This window comes from Marinobacterium sediminicola, assembly GCF_022343685.1.
Taxonomy (GTDB): Bacteria; Pseudomonadota; Gammaproteobacteria; order Pseudomonadales; family Balneatricaceae; genus Marinobacterium; species Marinobacterium sediminicola.
Genome location: NZ_CP092123.1, coordinates 2751077 through 2767446, shown reverse-complemented (window position 1 = coordinate 2767446; position 16370 = coordinate 2751077). Strand labels below are relative to the sequence as shown.

At 57.5% G+C, this 16370-nt stretch carries 17 protein-coding genes; 10 read left to right on the top strand and 7 right to left on the bottom strand.

Translation table 11 applies throughout. The features are described from left to right. The first annotated feature begins 102 nt into the window (after positions 1-102). From LN244_RS12555 to LN244_RS12535, 5 genes are all read left to right on the top strand, one after another. A complete protein-coding gene (locus LN244_RS12555; protein WP_239040124.1) occupies positions 103-834 on the top strand; it encodes a 5-oxoprolinase subunit PxpA in 732 nt (243 codons plus the stop codon). After that, positions 831-1526 carry a 5-oxoprolinase subunit PxpB gene (gene pxpB, locus LN244_RS12550; RefSeq protein ID WP_239040123.1) on the top strand — a complete coding sequence of 232 codons (696 nt, stop codon included), beginning with the start codon at positions 831-833 and terminating at the stop codon, positions 1524-1526. The genes LN244_RS12555 and pxpB overlap by 4 nt, the downstream gene beginning before the upstream one ends. Continuing rightward, complete coding sequence (locus tag LN244_RS12545; protein WP_239040122.1) at positions 1516-2436, top strand: 5-oxoprolinase subunit C family protein; 921 nt, start codon at positions 1516-1518, stop codon at positions 2434-2436. The genes pxpB and LN244_RS12545 overlap by 11 nt, the downstream gene beginning before the upstream one ends. Positions 2437-2799: 363 nt before the next feature. Next, on the top strand, positions 2800-4089 hold the full coding sequence (locus LN244_RS12540; protein ID WP_239040121.1) for an amidase: 1290 nt from the start codon (positions 2800-2802) through the stop codon (positions 4087-4089). 244 nt (positions 4090-4333) lie between these two features. After that, complete coding sequence (locus tag LN244_RS12535) at positions 4334-4696, top strand: hypothetical protein (RefSeq protein ID WP_239040120.1); 363 nt, start codon at positions 4334-4336, stop codon at positions 4694-4696. Between the two features lie 80 nt (positions 4697-4776). Here the strand turns inward: LN244_RS12535 and phnN are convergent, their stop codons facing one another. After that, entirely contained in the window at positions 4777-5352 is a 576-nt protein-coding gene (phnN, locus tag LN244_RS12530; RefSeq protein ID WP_239040119.1) for a phosphonate metabolism protein/1,5-bisphosphokinase (PRPP-forming) PhnN, read from the bottom strand. Between the two features lie 80 nt (positions 5353-5432). Next, positions 5433-6128 carry a cupin domain-containing protein gene (locus LN244_RS12525; RefSeq protein ID WP_239040118.1) on the bottom strand — a complete coding sequence of 232 codons (696 nt, stop codon included), beginning with the start codon at positions 6126-6128 and terminating at the stop codon, positions 5433-5435. A gap of 146 nt (positions 6129-6274) precedes the next feature. On the opposite strand from LN244_RS12525, the gene LN244_RS12520 reads away from it, so the two are divergent. Both LN244_RS12520 and LN244_RS12515 read left to right on the top strand, forming a co-directional pair. Next, positions 6275-6610, top strand: a complete 336-nt coding sequence (locus LN244_RS12520; protein WP_239040117.1) for a hypothetical protein — start codon at positions 6275-6277, stop codon at positions 6608-6610. A gap of 70 nt (positions 6611-6680) precedes the next feature. Next, entirely contained in the window at positions 6681-7211 is a 531-nt protein-coding gene (locus LN244_RS12515) for a DUF411 domain-containing protein (protein WP_239040116.1), read from the top strand. On the opposite strand, the gene LN244_RS12510 is transcribed toward LN244_RS12515, so the two are convergent. From LN244_RS12510 to cobA, 5 genes are all read right to left on the bottom strand, one after another. Further along, on the bottom strand, positions 7212-7757 hold the full coding sequence (locus LN244_RS12510; RefSeq protein WP_239040115.1) for a hypothetical protein: 546 nt from the start codon (positions 7755-7757) through the stop codon (positions 7212-7214). A 13-nt stretch (positions 7758-7770) separates the two neighbouring features. Next, positions 7771-8469, bottom strand: a complete 699-nt coding sequence (locus LN244_RS12505) for a HupE/UreJ family protein (RefSeq protein WP_408904445.1) — start codon at positions 8467-8469, stop codon at positions 7771-7773. A 224-nt stretch (positions 8470-8693) separates the two neighbouring features. Next, positions 8694-10199, bottom strand: a complete 1506-nt coding sequence (locus LN244_RS12500) for a methyl-accepting chemotaxis protein (RefSeq protein WP_239040114.1) — start codon at positions 10197-10199, stop codon at positions 8694-8696. Beyond that, positions 10196-10741 (bottom strand): DUF6436 domain-containing protein, encoded by a 546-nt coding sequence (locus LN244_RS12495; RefSeq protein WP_239040113.1) that lies wholly within the window; start codon positions 10739-10741, stop codon positions 10196-10198. The genes LN244_RS12500 and LN244_RS12495 overlap by 4 nt, the downstream gene beginning before the upstream one ends. Positions 10742-10897: 156 nt before the next feature. Further along, on the bottom strand, positions 10898-11767 hold the full coding sequence (gene cobA / locus LN244_RS12490) for a uroporphyrinogen-III C-methyltransferase (protein ID WP_239040112.1): 870 nt from the start codon (positions 11765-11767) through the stop codon (positions 10898-10900). Between the two features lie 215 nt (positions 11768-11982). On the opposite strand from cobA, the gene LN244_RS12485 reads away from it, so the two are divergent. From LN244_RS12485 to nirD, 3 genes are all read left to right on the top strand, one after another. Beyond that, positions 11983-13248, top strand: coding sequence for a nitrate regulatory protein (locus LN244_RS12485; protein WP_239040111.1), 1266 nt, complete (start codon positions 11983-11985; stop codon positions 13246-13248). Between the two features lie 260 nt (positions 13249-13508). Next, the gene (gene nirB, locus LN244_RS12480; RefSeq protein WP_239040110.1) at positions 13509-16025 is read left to right on the top strand and encodes a nitrite reductase large subunit NirB; all 2517 of its coding nucleotides are present in this window, start codon (positions 13509-13511) and stop codon (positions 16023-16025) included. Then, positions 16025-16366 (top strand): nitrite reductase small subunit NirD, encoded by a 342-nt coding sequence (nirD, locus tag LN244_RS12475; RefSeq protein WP_239040109.1) that lies wholly within the window; start codon positions 16025-16027, stop codon positions 16364-16366. The genes nirB and nirD overlap by 1 nt, the downstream gene beginning before the upstream one ends. Positions 16367-16370 lie beyond the last annotated feature (4 nt).

Sequence of the window (16370 nt, the reverse complement as noted above, 5' to 3'; positions counted from 1 at the left end):
AGGGTGCCGGGGCAAAGACCCCGGCCGACCAACTTCAATCCGAGAGTACTGCATGAATGCGGCCCAACAGGCTGCAGGGCTTTCTATACCTGGAGATGACCGATGAAACTCAATTGTGACATGGGTGAGAGTTTCGGCTCATGGAGCAAAGGCATGGATGCGGATGTAATGCCTTATATCGATATGGCAAATATCGCCTGCGGCTATCATGCGTCAGATCCCCAAACCATGGACTACACGGTCCAGCTGGCGCAGCAATCCGACGTGATGGTCGGCGCGCATCCGGGATATCCTGATCTGCTGGGATTCGGGCGACGGGAGATGGTACTGAGCGCCGACGAGCTGCGCCTGATGACGGTCTATCAGCTGGCAGCTCTGGACGGAATCTGTCGGGTTAACGGTACCCGGATCCGATACGTCAAACCCCATGGCGCGCTCTACAACCGGATGATGGTTGACGAAGCTACCTTGAGTGCCTTGATGCGGGCTGTCGCTGACTACTCCGGGGACTGTCCGCTGGTTGTCATGGCGACACCGGAGTCGGATTCGGTGCGTCGATTGGCCGATCGACACGGTATCGAAGTCTGGTTTGAGGCCTTCTCCGACCGCGCCTATGACGATCATGGTCGTCTGGCTCATCGCAGTCTCCCCGGTGCGGTGCACACCACGACCGAGGCGATAGAAGCCCAGGTCCTCCAGATCCTGGAGGAGGGGACGGTCACCACCCTGAGTGGTCACCGAATTCCCATCAGTGCCGACACCATCTGCATCCATGGCGACAGCGAACATGCAGTCGCTGCGGCGCGTCATATCCGCGAAGTGGTGAGCCCATGATCCGGATGCACCCTGTCAACGAGAATACCTGGATTCTCTATCCGGGGGATGAGATCAGTGAAACGGTGGCGGCGCACGTGGCCCGGCTGACACAGAGTATCCGTGCATCTCTGGGGCACTGCCTGGTGGATATCATCCCGTCCTATACCAGCGTGCTGGTCAGTTTCGACCTGCAACAGGCCGACCGCTTTGCCATCGAGTCCAGACTGAAAGCGGCCATCGATCAGTCTGAAGCGTTGTCTGAGCAGACCATGACGGCCAGAGAGGTGGTGCTGCCGGTCTATTACGGTCCGGAAGCCGCTTTGGACATGGAGCATATCGCCCGTGAGTGTCAGCTGACTCCGGAGGAGGTGGTTCGACTGCACTCCGAGCAGATTTACCGTGTGTATGCCATCGGCTTCAGCCCCGGCTTTGCCTATCTGGGTAACACCCCGGAGCCGCTGCGAATTGCGAGGAAATCAACGCCAAGGCTCAAGGTTCCGGCCGGCAGTCTCGGGATAGCGGACAACCAAACGGCGATTTATCCATCCCAGACTCCGGGAGGCTGGCAGATTATCGGCAGAACGCCGCTGGAGATGATCGACTGGGACAGCGAGACCCTGACACGGGTGAACGTGGGAGACCGGGTGCGTTTTGAACCGGTTGACCGGGATACGTTCATCAGCATGGGAGGCCGCCTGGATGAGCTTTAAAGTGATTGATCCCGGAATGCTGGCACTGGTTCAGGACGGGGGACGATCGGGTTACCAGCACCTTGGGGTTACCACCGGTGGTCCTATGGATGAGCATGCCTTTGACTGGGCCAACTGGCTGCTGGGCAACCCGAGAGGGGCTGCAGCGGTGGAAATTACCTACGGGATGCTGGTGCTGGAAGCGCTCAGTGACATGACGTTCGCGCTGGCGGGCGCCGATCTGGACGCCAGGTTGAACGGTGACCCCCTGCCGCCATGGCAGACGCGTCAGGTGCAGGCCGGTGATCGCCTGACGTTCGGCTCGCCGGTCAGTGGTCTGCGCGCGTATCTGGCCTTCCCGGGCGGGGTTCAGGCCGTTGCCCGCTTGGGCAGCGTCGCAACGGTTATCCGTGAAAAACTTGGCGGGTTGGACGGCAGTGGCCAACCCTTGCGCAAGGATGATCATCTGCTTCCGGTGGAAGGGGGTGTCGTTGAGCCACGTACCATGCCGGACTGGGCAATCCCCGATTATGCCGAACCACTGAAGATGGGGCTGATACCGGGCTATCAGTATGAATCCTTTTCCGCGGCCCAGCGGATGAAGTTCTTTACCAGCCCCTACACGGTGACCTCCAATATTGACCGCATGGGCTATCGGCTCAAGGGAGAGCCGGTCATCAGTGAGCAAAGCGGGATTATTTCCGAAGGCATCGCCCTTGGGGCCGTGCAGATTCCTCAGGATGGGCAGCCCATTGTGCTGATGCGGGACCGACAGACTATTGGAGGCTATCCCAAGATCGGCTGTGTTTTCTCACTGGACCTGGCCAGGCTTGCCCAGCGTAAGCCCGGAGATAGTGTCGAGTTTCAGTTGCTGGATGTTGCTGAGGCGGAAAACAGGCGCATGTTGTATGACCGCCATTTCAGTGAGTGAAGCAGGGTAACTGGATGGAAAAAAGAGCGCTCTGCACGGGTTGTACAGAGCGCTCGGAGGGCTCGCTGGAGATACCCTGAAGCCAGTGTCTCAGATGTGCCTGCGGGGTGCCTATGGGAAAAAGTCCTAAATTTCTGCCGTAAAACCACTTGTAAAACAGGGGTATAGTCCGCTTTTGCTGATCATGGCCGGATACTGCCGCTGCGCGAATGCCCGTGTCATTCCGATGCTCATCTTGCCATATCCTGAATCTGGAGATCCCGCCTGCTGCCCGTGTCGAGTCTGTGAATTAGTTGAATATTCAACTAATATGTTTGGCTTGTCAGGACGTGTTTTATCGATCGAATCGGGTGTGAGGCAGTTATGAACGCAAATGAAAACAAGAACAAAATGGGCCTGAAACAGGTACTGTCAGCGGTACAGGACGGATTGTTCAGTGCAGAAGACTTCATTGCGGATTGCTTCGACCGGATCGAAAGCCGGGAGGACGAGGTCGGGGCCTGGCAGTGTCGTCTAAGTCGAGAGGCATACCTTGAGCAGTATCGTGGCAACCGCGAATTCTTTGAGCAGAGTCCGCTGAAAGGCTTGCCGGTCGGAATCAAGGACATCATCGATACGGCGGATATGCCCACTGAAATGGGCTCGTCTATCCACAGGGGGCGTCAGCCGGTGGATGATGCCAGCTGTGTGACCCTGTTGCGTGACGCCGGTGCACTGGTGCTGGGTAAAACCGTCACCACCGAGTTTGCCTATTTCCGTCCCGGCAAAACCGCTAACCCTCGTGATCTGACGCGTACGCCAGGTGGCTCATCCAGTGGTTCGGCGGCAGCGGTGGCTGACCATATGGTGCCGGTTGCCCTGGGGTCGCAGACGGCGGCTTCGGTAATTCGTCCGGCGGCCTACTGCGGTTCGGTAGGGTATGTGGGCTCTCGCGGCGAGTTTTCGCTGCGCGGCATTCAGCCCCTCGGCCAGTCACTGGACTCGTTGGGCCTGTTCAGTCGCAAGGTTGAAGATATCGAGCTGCTGCGCGGAGTCCTGCTGCGCCGACAGAATCCGTTCGACTCCAGCGAGGCTCTGAAACCGGCCAAGGTGCTTCTGTGCACCGGTGAAGCCATTGGCGAAACCAGTGCGGACATGGTGGCTGCCATCCGTCAGGTGGAATCGAAGCTGGTGGCTGAAGGTGTTGAGGTGATCGAGCCGGATCTGGGGAACTGGCTGAGTGAACTGGTTGCGCATCACGGCTGTGTGATGGCATACGAAGCCAGCCGCAATCTGGCTTATGAATCCGGTTTCCCGGAACAGCTCAGCGCGCCTCTGAAAGAGCTGATCGAAACAGGCTTGGCGACTTCGCGTGACGATTATCTGGCCTCGTTGCAGGCCGCAGAGTTGATCCGTCAGCAGCTGTTTGAGCGTTACAGTGATGTGGACGCCATTCTGGCCCCCGCCGCACCCGGCGTCGCGCCGGAAGGGCGCGACAAGACCGGAGCGCCTCACATGAGTCGTCCCTGGCAGGTCATGGGGTTGCCCGTGGTGACGCTGCCGGGTCTGGAGGATGCTCAGCAGCTGCCCTTGGGCATCCAGCTGGTTGGCAAGTCGCGGGAAGATGACCGTTTGCTGTGCATGGCGCGCTGGTTGGAGTCCCGCCTGTCTTAAGGGCACTTGCACGGGCGCGGATATGTAGACGACCTGACATCCGCGGGTGCTGATCATTACTCCAAAGTTTGCCGAAATCGGGATTTTGGACTAGGTATTTCATATGGAGCCGATCGTATAGACGAAGGCTCCGAGCTCTTGGCTGCACCTGCGCCGGGTGGACAAGCTGCAAGAGCGGAAAGGGCAGATATCAATGCCGGGTAGGGATCTTTCTGACGGCGTGACACTGACTTCGGGAGTACTCATGCCCATCAGGCTCTTCAAGGACTTTGTTGATGGCAGGATCTGCTATTACTGGTCCGATTACGGTGAGCGACAAGTGAGTCCTGCCATGGCAACCCTTCAGGAAGCCGAGGAGTGGTGGAAGCACTATCAATTCTCCCAGTTTCCTGGACGCGAGCGTCGACAGTCGATTTATGATCGCCGCAGTGATCATCACAAGCGCGAACATGTGGATCGCTTGATCAGTACATCAGGGCTGGTGAATTATGGGCGCAGGGTAACGGATCTGCCGATCAGGGTTGATCAGGACCTGGCCGCCGACAAGATACGGTTGTTGAAACGGGTGGCTGCCGAACATCCAGGGTCAGCACGTTCATTTCATTAGAGGCTTGCTACTGCGTCAGCTGGATGTTTATCCACAGCGTGGAAAGGAACAACGGGGTTTGATGCAGTGTGTTCCGGGCTTCAACGAGCCCCGGTCTTCTGCAGACTGTTGGCCATCACAATGCTGAGCAGTGCATCAATCCCCTGCTGCAGATTACCCTCGTTACTGACATGCAGGGTGTGCTCCGGCAGTGTGGCCACCATCTGTGCATGCCGCGCCAGTCGGCATTCGATTTCTTCGGCGGTTTCCCGCCCACGTTTGATCAGTCGCTGACGTAGCTTGTCCGTGGGCACATGGATCAGCACGGGGACCAGTTCTTCATACAACGTCATCGCTTTTGGCAGGTATTCGCGCGAGCCATTTACGAGTACGTGAACACCTGAATTCAGCCAGGTATCGATCTCGTTGCCGATACCGTAATGGTAGCCGTGTGAGTACCAACACATGGCGAACAGGCCAAGTTCTTCACGCAGGTGAAACTCCGCTTCGCTCAAGTGGATGTGGTTCTCACCCCCAACGTTAGCGGCACGGGTGATATAGCGATGGGCAATGCAGCACCGCACGTCGGGTGGCAGTTGCCGCCGGCAGCCTTCGAGGAGAGAGTCCTTGCCGGATCCCGAGGCCCCGATCAGATAGAAAAGTGTTCCTTTGCCCATCAGCTTGCCCGTATGTAGTTTAGGCCGAATCCAGCTGTGCAGGCCTCGTCAGGATGTTTCACCTTTACAGGTCACACGGCTCATGCATGGATTGGCAAGTGGCCGGTTTTAACCAGGATAATGGTGTCTTCCTCGACATGAGGGCAATGCTCACTCAGGTGCGGGCTGCGCAGCCAGGTGCCGGCCGAGTAACAGCCGTGCTCATCCCTGAATTCACCGGACAGCACCAGTATCTCTTCTCCACCAAAGTGACGGTGCGGTTGAAAACGTTCGCCCGCCGGCCATTTGACCAGTGCAGTGTGCTCACCTTCGAAATCGTGCAGCGGCATCACCTCAAGGCCGCCGATGCCCTCCAGCCAGGGTTGTGTGCCTGTGTCTATACTCACGCTGTGCAGGTCGTCCGCTGCAAACTGGTTCAGTTTGACGAAAATCACGCAGCCCTCTCGGCTGAAAGGCGCATGCTGGCTACCGGGAGGGTTACGGATATAGCTGCCGGCAGGGTAGTCGCCGCTTTCGTCTGAGAAGACGCCTTCCAGTACGAATATTTCTTCACCCTTCGGATGTGGGTGGCTGGAAAAGGCCGTACCAGCCGCATATTCGACGATACTGGTGGTGTGCCCGGACTCTCTCTGCTGCCTTTCCAGCGGTTTGCGGCGGACACCGGGGGCAGGACTGGGCAGCCATTCAAGCTGTCGCGTATCGATCACCAGCCGTTGGCTGAAGTCCATGTTGAAGTCTTCGGGCAAGTCTTTATGTTGCGCTTGATCAGGAACCATATTCGCCTTCTGGGTTCATAATGTTCGTTGATGCTGCTTGTAAAACGGCTGCACGACCGTTAGTTTTCGTTTCTCATCCAACGTCATTGTGAGTGCCCGTGTCGTTACCGAGCCTAGTCCACAGACAGTCTAAAGTGTATCAGGCTTTGCCGCTCTTGCTGCTGAGTCTGTTGCTGCTGGTGGGCCAGTTATCGACCCTGACGCATGCCTCTGCCTTGAAGATCACACATTCGTCTTCGGTAGAACACTGCCAGTCCGGTACCGTTTCTGACTGTCATACTGCCATGGCAGAGGAGTGTTGTACCGATACGCTCAATGACTGTGTGATCAAGTGTGCTCAGGGCTCAGCCTGGGCAGGGACACTCCCGATACAACTTTCGCTGGCGCTGGTCCGTGCCATGCCGCCTCCCGCTGAACAGCGTTTGACCGATCAGCCTCCAGAGCCTCCTTATCAGCCGCCGAGGCTGCTCCCGGCTGCCTGATTGAATCTTTTATTTACGTTGTTTGCGGCGCTATACCTGTACATGAGCGCCGAATGATGGGAGACACACCATGTCTGCACTGCACAAGAATATCCTCGTATCCGCTCTTTCCGGCCTGATGCTGCTGGGAGGAAGTCATGCGCTGGCGGCAGAAGCCGCATCCCCGGAAAAGCCGGTCAGTGTCATGCTGCAGGCGGCCAAGTCCGAGCACTTGAACGTCTACAAAAGTCCGACCTGCGGTTGCTGTGGTGACTGGATTGAACATGCCGAAAAGAACGGCTTCGAGACCAAAACCTTTCACCCACAGAACCTGACCCAGATGAAACTGGATATGGGCATTCAGGGGCGCTTTCATTCCTGTCATACCGCGGTTTCAGAGTCGGGCTACCTGTTTGAAGGTCATGTGCCGGCGAAACTGGTTAAACAGTTCCTGGCCAGCCCGCCCGAGGGCGCGCTGGGCCTGACTGCACCGGGCATGCCGATGGGAAGCCCGGGTATGGAGGTGGATGATCGTTTCCAGCCCTATCAGGTTCTGCTGATGAAGAAGGATGGTGGCTATGAGATCTACGCGACCATTGAGCAGCAGGACCAGCAGTACTGATCAGGGCATGTAAAGGGTGCGGTAGAAGCCGGCGGTGTTCAGTCTGATGGTCACCGCCTGGCTACCGCGGTTTTCCCAATACCAGCCGTGAGTACCCTTGAACGGGGCTCTTAGACTGCCGCTGGCTGATGTCAGGGCATCATCCAGCCAGTAGCTGGTGTACTCTCCTGGTGCAGCATTCTCGGCTTCGCCGTGCATATCCACATGAACCGGGCCTCCTTCGCTGGTCCAGTGAAAACTGATCGGGGCATGGGCTTCCATCACCGCCTTGAGTTCGGCGCCCTGACCCGGCAACAGAGTCAGCGTCAGCGTATCGGACTTGAATGGGCCTTCACCCGTCCAGAGTCGGTTGGCGGGAGCCGGCTCGGACGCTTGCGCTTGCAGGCGGTCGAGGCCGAGCAGGCGGCCGCTACCCAAAGGGTCGATGCCGAATTCCGCCGGCAGCACCAGTGTGATCAGCAATACCAGTGCGATCGTCAGGGTCAACAGGGTCGTCTTCAGCAATCCCTTGTTGCTCATGTGCATAACGTCAGGTGGGGTGTGCATTAATCCTCCTCGCTCAGGGCAGCAGCATGTAGCCTGAGAGCTGATAGCCGGTCAGCAGAAAGCCGAATATCATCAGTAAAGCGTTGCCTGTAATCGCCTGTCGTGATGAGAAACCACGCCCACGCCAGATGTTCAGCAAGGCCAGCATCAGGCCCAGTGCGCAGAGCTGTCCGAGTTCAACGCCCACATTGAACGCCAGAATCTTGCTGACCAGGCCGTCCTCTGGCAACGAAAAGTCCTGCAGTTTGGTGGCAAGGCCGAAGCCGTGACAGAGGCCAAACACCAGAACGGCCAGACGAGTATCCGGGCGGACGCCAAACCAGCGCTGGAACGCGCCCAGATTATCCAGTGCCTTGTAGACGATGGAGAGGCCAATAATGGCATCAATCAGAAAAGGATTGATCCGAATATCACCGAGCACACCCGCCAACAGGGTCAGACTGTGGCCCAGTGCAAAGAGGCTGACATAGAGGGCCACGTCGGTCAGACGATAGAGAAAGAAAATCACGCCAAGCAGGAACAGCAGGTGATCATATCCGGTCACCATATGCTTGGCACCCAGATAGATCCAAACGCTTAAGGCTCCCGAATCGGATTGCTGCATGAACGCGGCATCGGCACCATCGACGCCATGTGCCATGACAGGAGTCGAGAGCAGTCCTGACAGGCATAACAGCCACGCCAGCATGACATGACATTTCTTGGGCAACATGGTCGTAAAGCCAATCTGGTTTGCTGAGAAGGTTCAGACTATCAGTGCGGGAGGGGCCGGTGGCTCCTGCTTTGGTACCCTTGTTGTTGCGCGGATGTCGACTTTCGAAGGAGGGGCTGCAAGCAGCGAGGGATTGTGGGAGGTGGGCTTGCCATGTCGCGAATGAGCACCGGCACGCCAATCCGTGATTGGCGGCCGGAAAAAGTGTGTCAGACTGCCGGGCGTCAGGTTCTGAAACGTTCTACCTGTGATGAAAGCTGAGCGCTAAGGTGGGCCAGTTGTTCAGACGTGAGGGCATTTTCAGCCACCATCTGATCCATATCGCCGGAGAGGCGATTGATCTGGAAGACACCCTGGCTGACCTCCTCGGCGACCGCTGACTGCTCTTCAACGGCGGACGCAATCTGGGTATTCATGTCATTGATCAGAACAACAGCATCGGTGATCGCCATCAGTACCTCGGATGCGGCATCCATGTTGCGGACTCCCTCCGTTGCCCTTTCAATGCAGTTTCGCATAGCGGCACTGGCTTGATGGGTGCTGCTGCTCAATTTAGCTGCATTGGACTGGATACGCTGGGTGCAAGCCGAAGTGTTCTGTGCCAACTGGCGGACTTCGTCAGCAACCACGGCAAACCCGCGACCAGCCTCACCGGCTCGGGCGGCTTCAATTGCCGCGTTAAGAGCCAGCAGGTTGGTCTGGTCGGCGATATTACTGATCAACTCGGTAACTTCTCCGATCTCACGACTTTCCTCTTCAAGCGTATGCATCAGCTTGGCTGTTGTACTTATTTCTGAGGCCAGTGCATTGATTGCACTCCGCGCCAGATCCAGTGTCTGTCGGCCCTCTTGTGCCTGATGACCGGCATTTCGGGTGGTATCGGCCGTATGCTGGGCATTCATGCTGACTTCACGGAAGGAACCCGCCAATTCATTCATGGCTGAAGCCAGATGCTCGGTTTGAGCAAACTGTTGACGTGACTGATCGCTGGCTGCACGAATGCGCTGGGCAGCGTTAGTCAATCGACTTTCCAGCTCCTGGCTGCCTGACTGGGTCTGGTTAATGGCCTGGCGAATCATGAAGATGTAGTTTCGCAGTTCGCTCTCCATCTGAGAGTCCGTTTCCCGGATATCCGTCCGCAAGTCGATGAAACCATCCTGAATCGTCATGTGCGACACCAGTTGCGCCATCTTTTCGGCTTGAACTCCATCATGTTGGAGCAAGCGCGCCATATAGATCAGAAGCGCGGTTTCGAAGATCACGAAGGCTGCATGCAACAGGACAATACTTAAACCCGTCCGCTGCTCAAACACATAGACGCCTGAGCCTTGTTCCTGCAGGTAGTTGAACAGGGCATGGTGGACAGCGATAACACCAGCCGCACCGAGAATGGGTAACCAGTCGCGGTAATAAAGCAAAAAGGCCAGCAATACGAAGATGGCAAAATGGAACTCCAGCATGCCGTGGCTTTGATGAATCAGCAAAGCAGAGTAGACCATGAAAGCTAGGCCCTGAGTGACACGGGTGAGGCGGCTGCCCGGCTGCATTTTCATCAACAGGGTGCAGAGCAACGTGGTGGGCAGCCCGATGACAAGCGCTTCGGTCCAGGTTTGATACCAGTTGGCCAGTCCCAGACTGGCGACCAACAGTATCCATTGAACCCCGGTCATCAAGCGGTCTCCCTGCTGGTACAGGGAGTGCATGGAAAAATGTTGTGTTTGAGCTGTCATGTCGACACTCCATCCGATGCTGTCGACGGGTTGACTGACCAGCGGCACAGGCAACCTCGAGCGACTTGAAAAGTTTGTTGGCGCTGTTCCCCCGTCAGCAGTTGATCCAGCACCTGAGCGACATAGTCGCCACTCTTGGTGCTGCACACCGCCCCCGGGCTCCAGGGGCCCAGGTACTGGGCGCCATGTTGACTCGTCATGATCAGGGCAGCCGGACTGGCTGGTGGATAATTGGCGGCTGAGGCAACACGGACTTCTGCGCCGGGAAACTGCGCTCTTGCATCCGTCTGCTGTGAGTTGTCGGGAACCAGAATACGAAAGTGCACCTCGGAGGTGGCATAACGTGACATAAGCTGACGGACATGAGGCGTGTTGAAACGGGTACAGGGGCAGGTGTTGTCGAAAAAGTGAATAACTTCAATGGGTGCCGCTGGCGTTTGAAGGGTCAGCGCGAGTTGACCTGCGTCGAAAAGGGTATCTCCGGTGTGGGCTTCCAGTGGCTGGTACCAGCGTAACTGGAACCACCAGAATGCGACAGCCATACAGGCTGCCCAGATACATACCAACACTACACTCAGAGCACGAGATGAGAAAATCACCGACAAAAGCATGTTCAATCCTGAGGGGTGCTGATCAACGGGTTTACAGGAATATATAGGACACTGTAGACAGGATTGGATCAGGCGAATAAAACATTTTTATCTTGATTCTGTCCTTTGCAGTGCAAACATCTTTGCGGCCAAGGCAAGATCCTGCTCGGGTCGGTAGTGCTCGATGACCTTGCCGACCAGAATCAGTGTGGGCGATTTCAGTGCATGCTGCACGATCGTGGTGCTCATTGTGGCCAGTGTTGTGCGCAGTGCTCGCTGATCGGCATGGGTACCGCGTTCGACCAGCAGCACCGGCCAGTCATCCGGCAGGCCATAATGCCGCAGTTGAGTCGAAATGGTGTCCGCCATTGAAAGCCCCATATAGAACACCAGCGTTTCGTCTCGACGGGCCAGGTCGGCCCATTCAATGGGACGGTCATCACAGCTGTGCGCCGTAATCAGCCGCAGGCGCGGTGCGGTGACTCGCTCGGTCAAGGGAATGCCACAGCTGGCCGCGCAGCCGGCTGCCGCAGTAATGCCGGGAACGATGCTGAACGGAATATCCGCTGCCCTGAGGGCATCCATCTCTTCGGTCAGACGGCCAAACACCAGAGGATCTCCACCCTTTAACCTGACAACCCGCTGACCTTCACGTGCCAGCTCGACCAGCAGGGTGCAGATTCGGGACTGGCTGACTGAATGCTGACCTTTCTGTTTGCCCACATAGAGTCGGCGAATGTGCCCCGGAATCTCATGCATCAATGCGTCACTGACCAGTGCGTCGTAGACGATGACATCGGCTTTCAGTAGTGCCTTCCAGCCCTTGCGGGTGATCAGGTCAGGATCACCTGGCCCCGCGCCGACAAGATCCACATGTCCTTGAGAAGAACGAAGGTTAACCGGCGTACTCGTGCGCGGCCAGAAATTGAAAATGCCAACTGACGGCAGGGCTGAACGCAGATATTCAAGGGTCATCATTGTCTGAACCTCATAAAAAAAGCGCCTGCCTCCCAACTTCGCAGTGGGGAGAGCAGGCGCCAATGCCTCATGTAAGAGCTATGCAGACAATCTCCGGTCTGGAGAGACTGTCATTTGGATAAAGCAAGATTGATGCCTAAAAGTGATCCGAATGGAACGCGCCTTGCATTGAGAGAGTTGTCATCCTTGATTCAGCCAAGTGAGCGGAGTTTTCAATGCCGACGCATGCATCCCTGATTGAACATTTTCTTCTGGCGGCTCGAAGCAGCGAAATGCGTACTCTTGATCAGCTGGCACATGGCTGCCAACTGGTGGCGGCGGTCTGTGAACTGGTGCACGAGCTGCAGAGGGAGAGGGGGATCTCCAACATCTATCTGGCTTCGGGGGGGGCACGTTTCGGGTCGGAGCGCGAGGAGCAGCGTACACGCAGCGATACCGCAGAGCGGCATTTTTATGAATATCTCCGGCAAATGCAGGAGGGAGAACCCAGCCTTTGGGGCAGCGCCCGACTTTATCACCGTACTGCCCGGGTGCTGTTGCAGCTGGATGACTTGGCCGAGCTGAGACGAGGCATCAGGACATGTTTGCTGGATACTGCGGAAGCGACCCAAGCCTGGTCCGATCTGATCGCGGGGTTGCTGGCGATTGTATTCGAGGCGGCTGATATCGCCACCGATGCGGAAATTTCACGGGCACTGGTGGCATTGTTTCACTTTCTGCAAGCCAAGGAACATACCGGACAGGAGCGCGCCTGGGGTTCCGTCGGCTTTGCCAGCGGCAGCTTCACGCCTGAACTGAAAGCACGCCTCTTACATTTGCGGGAGTCTCAGCAGCGCTGCCTTGATGTCTTCATTCGTTTCACCGGTGAGCAGGAGCGAGTGAACTGGGCGGGTATCGAGACATCGGAGGAAACGGCTGAGCTGGCGCGATTGCGGAGAATGGTGGATGGCTTTGATCCTGCCAGCCCGATTCCGGCAGATGTCAGTGAAATATGGTTTGCCGTGGCGACATCACGCATTGATCACATGCGTCGGTTGGAGCAGCAACTGTCGGCAGCATTGATGGCGATGGCGCAGGCGCGTCTGCAGCAGGCACGTCTGGCGTTGCAGGATAACCGGTCACGACTGCAGGAGGCCTCCGAGCCTGAGTCTGGACCCGTTTCGCCACTGTCATTATTGCTGGAGAGTACAAATGACGAGTCCTCGACAATGCCGGTCAGTGGATCGGTGCGTGCACTTTACGATTTGCTGCAGGAGCAGGCCGAACATCTGCAGGAGATGAGTGATCAGCTGGAAGAGGCACGATCTGCCCTGACCGAACGCAAACTGATTGAGCGCGCCAAGGGATTGCTGATGCAGTATCAGGGCTTGAGCGAGGCTGATGCCTTCGCGGCACTGCGTCGTTCTGCCATGGAGGGACATTGTCGACTGGCCGATGTGGCCTCCCGGGTTATTGGTGCTGCCGAGAAACTCAAAGGCTGACCTGAAAGGGAGCAGATCGGATGAATATGCACCCTGCTGGTGCGCACATCCATGTGCCGGGGTCTGTTATCTCGTTGAAATACGTAAGTTTGTAAACTTGGCACAGCAGATGCAAAAGACTCACTAACAAGAACAACAAGGCCCCATTCAGGGTGCCTGTTAGTCAACTGGACAATGGCGTCCACTTCCAATTGCCGAGGCCGCGGCGATCAAGGAGGTGGGCGCTTTTTTTTTGCGTCGAATTCACCGCGGAGGTGACCATGAAACAGCGCTTGATCGTGATTGGCAACGGAATGGTCGGTCATCACTTTGTGGAACAGTGGCTGGCCAGCGAAGCGGCAGAGGACTATGAACTGACCGTCTTCGGAGCTGAACGCCAACCGGCTTATGACCGTGTACATCTGTCTGAATACTTTGAGCAGCAGAGTGCTGATCACCTGTACCTGGGTGAGCCGGGCTTTTATCAGCAACCCGGCATCGAGCTGCGTCTGGGCGAAGCAGTCACCGCCATCGACCCGGCCGACAAAACGGTTTCCACAGAATTGGGCGAGTACGCCTTTGACAAATTGGTCCTGGCAACCGGCTCCTATCCTTTCGTACCGCCGATCCCCGGGGGTGATCAGCCGCACTGTCTCGTTTACCGAACCCTCGATGACCTGGACGCCATTCGCGCCAGTGCCGATGGTGTTCACACCGGCGTGGTGATTGGCGGAGGGTTACTGGGGCTGGAAGCGGCCAATGCGCTGAAAAGTCTCGGGCTGGACGTACATGTGGTCGAGTTTGCGCCTCGGCTGATGCCGGTCCAGCTGGATGAAGAGGCTGGCGCTATGCTGCGGCGCAAGATCGAGGCGCTGGGTGTGGCGGTCCATACCGATAAGGCGACGCGTGAGATTGTCTCGGGTGAATCCGCTCGCATGAAAATGTGCTTCGCCGACGAGACAGCGCTCGAAACCGACCTGATCGTGTTTTCGGCGGGTATCCGGCCTCAGGATGCACTGGCAAAAGCCGCAGGCCTGGCACTGGGAGAACGTGGTGGGGTCGATGTGGATCAACACTGTCGAACCAGCCATCCTGATATCTACGCAATCGGTGAGTGTGCGGTCTGGAACGGCCGCCACTTCGGGCTGGTGGCACCGGGCTACACCATGGCAAGAGCGGCGGTGTCACACCTGAACGATGATGGCAAGGTCCACTTTCAGGGCGCCGACATGTCCACCAAACTCAAGCTGCTGGGCGTGGATGTAGGCTCCATCGGTGATGCCCACGGTCATACCCCGGGATGCAAGAATTATCGTTATACCGATGAACGCACCGGTGTTTATCGCCGCTTGGTGGTGTCCGAAGATGGCAAGCATCTGCTGGGCGCAATCCTCATTGGTGACAACAGCTACTACGATCCCCTGCTGCAACTGGCGCTGAATGACATGCCGTTGCCGGAGCACCCTGAAGCGCTGATCCTGCCTGCTTCAGAGGGCGGCCTGCCGACCGTGGGCAGTGCCGAAGTGCCGATGACGGCGACCATCTGCTCCTGTCACAACGTCAGCAAGGGTGACATCTGTGAAGCGATGAACGATGGCGCGGTCTCCGTCGCAGACCTCAAGGCCAGTACCAAGGCCGCCACGGGCTGTGGCGGCTGTGCAGCCATGCTCAAAACGGTGCTCGATGCGGAACTGGAAAAACGCGGGGTACAGGTCGACCGCTCCCTGTGTGTCCACTTCAGTCATACCCGTCAGGAGCTGTTTCACCTGATCCGCGTCGGTCAGATCAAGAGCTTTGGCGAGCTGATCAGCCGTCACGGTAGCGGCGGCGGATGCGAAATCTGCAAGCCGGCGGTGGCTTCAATACTCGCCAGTTGCTGGAACGAGCATGTTCATACGCCGGATTTGCTGCCCCTGCAGGATACCAATGACACCTTCATGGCCAATATGCAGAAGAACGGCACCTACTCGGTGGTACCGCGTATCCCGGGTGGCGAGATCACGCCGAAGATGCTGATTGCACTGGGCGAAGTGGGTGACAAGTATCAGCTCTACACCAAGATCACCGGAGGTCAGCGCATCGACCTGTTTGGCGCGACGCTGGACGAGCTGCCGCTGATCTGGGAAGAACTCATCGCAGCCGGTTTCGAGACCGGGCACGCCTACGGCAAGTCCCTGCGCACGGTGAAATCCTGCGTCGGCAGCACCTGGTGCCGCTTTGGCGTGCAGGACAGCGTTGGCATGGCGATCGAAATCGAGAACCGCTACAAGGGGCTGCGTGCTCCGCATAAGGTCAAGATGGCCGTTTCCGGCTGTACCCGCGAGTGTGCCGAGGCGCAGAGCAAGGATATTGGTGTCATCGCCACCGAAAACGGCTGGAACCTCTATGTCTGCGGCAACGGTGGCATGAAGCCGCGCCATGCCGACCTGTTCGCGACTGATCTGGATGACGAAACCCTGGTGCGTTACATCGACCGTATCCTGATGTTCTACATCTACACCGCTGACCGCCTGCAGCGGACCTCGGTATGGATGGAAAATCTGGAGGGCGGGCTGGATTACCTGCGCCAGGTGGTGATTGATGACAGCCTCGGATTGGCTGCAGAGCTGGAAGCCCGCATGCAGCATGTGGTCGACAGCTATCGCTGTGAGTGGAAGGAAGCGGTGGAAGATCCGACCAAGCGCAAGCGCTTCCGCAGCTTCGTCAACTCGGATGAACCGGGGCGGGCACGAATCGTGCAGGTAGTGGAGCGTGGGCAGTTGATCCCGGCGCGTGAACTGGCAGTGGAGGAAGCGTAATGAGCAACAACATGAATTGGCGGGACCTCTGTGGCCGTGATGACCTGATTCCGGGGTCTGGCGTAGCCGTCAAGATCGGCTCCCAAGCGGCTGCACTGTACTGGCCTGAGCCCGGCCGTGAGCAGTTGTTTGCCCTGGCCCACCGTGATCCCTTCTCCCAGGCCGAAGTCCTGGCCTGGGGGCTGTTGTGCGAGCAGGGTGGAGAGTGGTCGGTGGCCGCGCCCTTGTACAAACAGCATTTCAGACTCAACGACGGTGTCTGTCTGGAGCAGCCGGAGGTGGTGTTACCCACCTGGCCGGTGCGCTTCAACGGCGACCGGGTTGAAGTCGGGTTGAGCTGAACCG

Excerpts from the sequence above, each read along its gene's own strand:
- LN244_RS12545 (WP_239040122.1), top strand. The coding sequence starts at position 1,516 with ATGAGCTTTAAAGTGATTGATCCCGGAATGCTGGCACTGGTTCAGGAC.
- LN244_RS12525 (WP_239040118.1), bottom strand. The coding sequence starts at position 6,128 with ATGGTTCCTGATCAAGCGCAACATAAAGACTTGCCCGAAGACTTCAAC.
- pxpB (WP_239040123.1), top strand. The coding sequence starts at position 831 with ATGATCCGGATGCACCCTGTCAACGAGAATACCTGGATTCTCTATCCG.
- phnN (WP_239040119.1), bottom strand. The coding sequence starts at position 5,352 with ATGGGCAAAGGAACACTTTTCTATCTGATCGGGGCCTCGGGATCCGGC.
- LN244_RS12555 (WP_239040124.1), top strand. The coding sequence starts at position 103 with ATGAAACTCAATTGTGACATGGGTGAGAGTTTCGGCTCATGGAGCAAA.
- LN244_RS12515 (WP_239040116.1), top strand. The coding sequence starts at position 6,681 with ATGTCTGCACTGCACAAGAATATCCTCGTATCCGCTCTTTCCGGCCTG.
- LN244_RS12485 (WP_239040111.1), top strand. The coding sequence starts at position 11,983 with ATGCCGACGCATGCATCCCTGATTGAACATTTTCTTCTGGCGGCTCGA.
- nirD (WP_239040109.1), top strand. The coding sequence starts at position 16,025 with ATGAGCAACAACATGAATTGGCGGGACCTCTGTGGCCGTGATGACCTG.
- LN244_RS12500 (WP_239040114.1), bottom strand. The coding sequence starts at position 10,199 with ATGACAGCTCAAACACAACATTTTTCCATGCACTCCCTGTACCAGCAG.
- cobA (WP_239040112.1), bottom strand. The coding sequence starts at position 11,767 with ATGATGACCCTTGAATATCTGCGTTCAGCCCTGCCGTCAGTTGGCATT.
- LN244_RS12510 (WP_239040115.1), bottom strand. The coding sequence starts at position 7,757 with ATGCACACCCCACCTGACGTTATGCACATGAGCAACAAGGGATTGCTG.
- LN244_RS12505 (WP_408904445.1), bottom strand. The coding sequence starts at position 8,469 with ATGTTGCCCAAGAAATGTCATGTCATGCTGGCGTGGCTGTTATGCCTG.
- LN244_RS12495 (WP_239040113.1), bottom strand. The coding sequence starts at position 10,741 with ATGGCTGTCGCATTCTGGTGGTTCCAGTTACGCTGGTACCAGCCACTG.
- LN244_RS12535 (WP_239040120.1), top strand. The coding sequence starts at position 4,334 with ATGCCCATCAGGCTCTTCAAGGACTTTGTTGATGGCAGGATCTGCTAT.
- nirB (WP_239040110.1), top strand. The coding sequence starts at position 13,509 with ATGAAACAGCGCTTGATCGTGATTGGCAACGGAATGGTCGGTCATCAC.
- LN244_RS12540 (WP_239040121.1), top strand. The coding sequence starts at position 2,800 with ATGAACGCAAATGAAAACAAGAACAAAATGGGCCTGAAACAGGTACTG.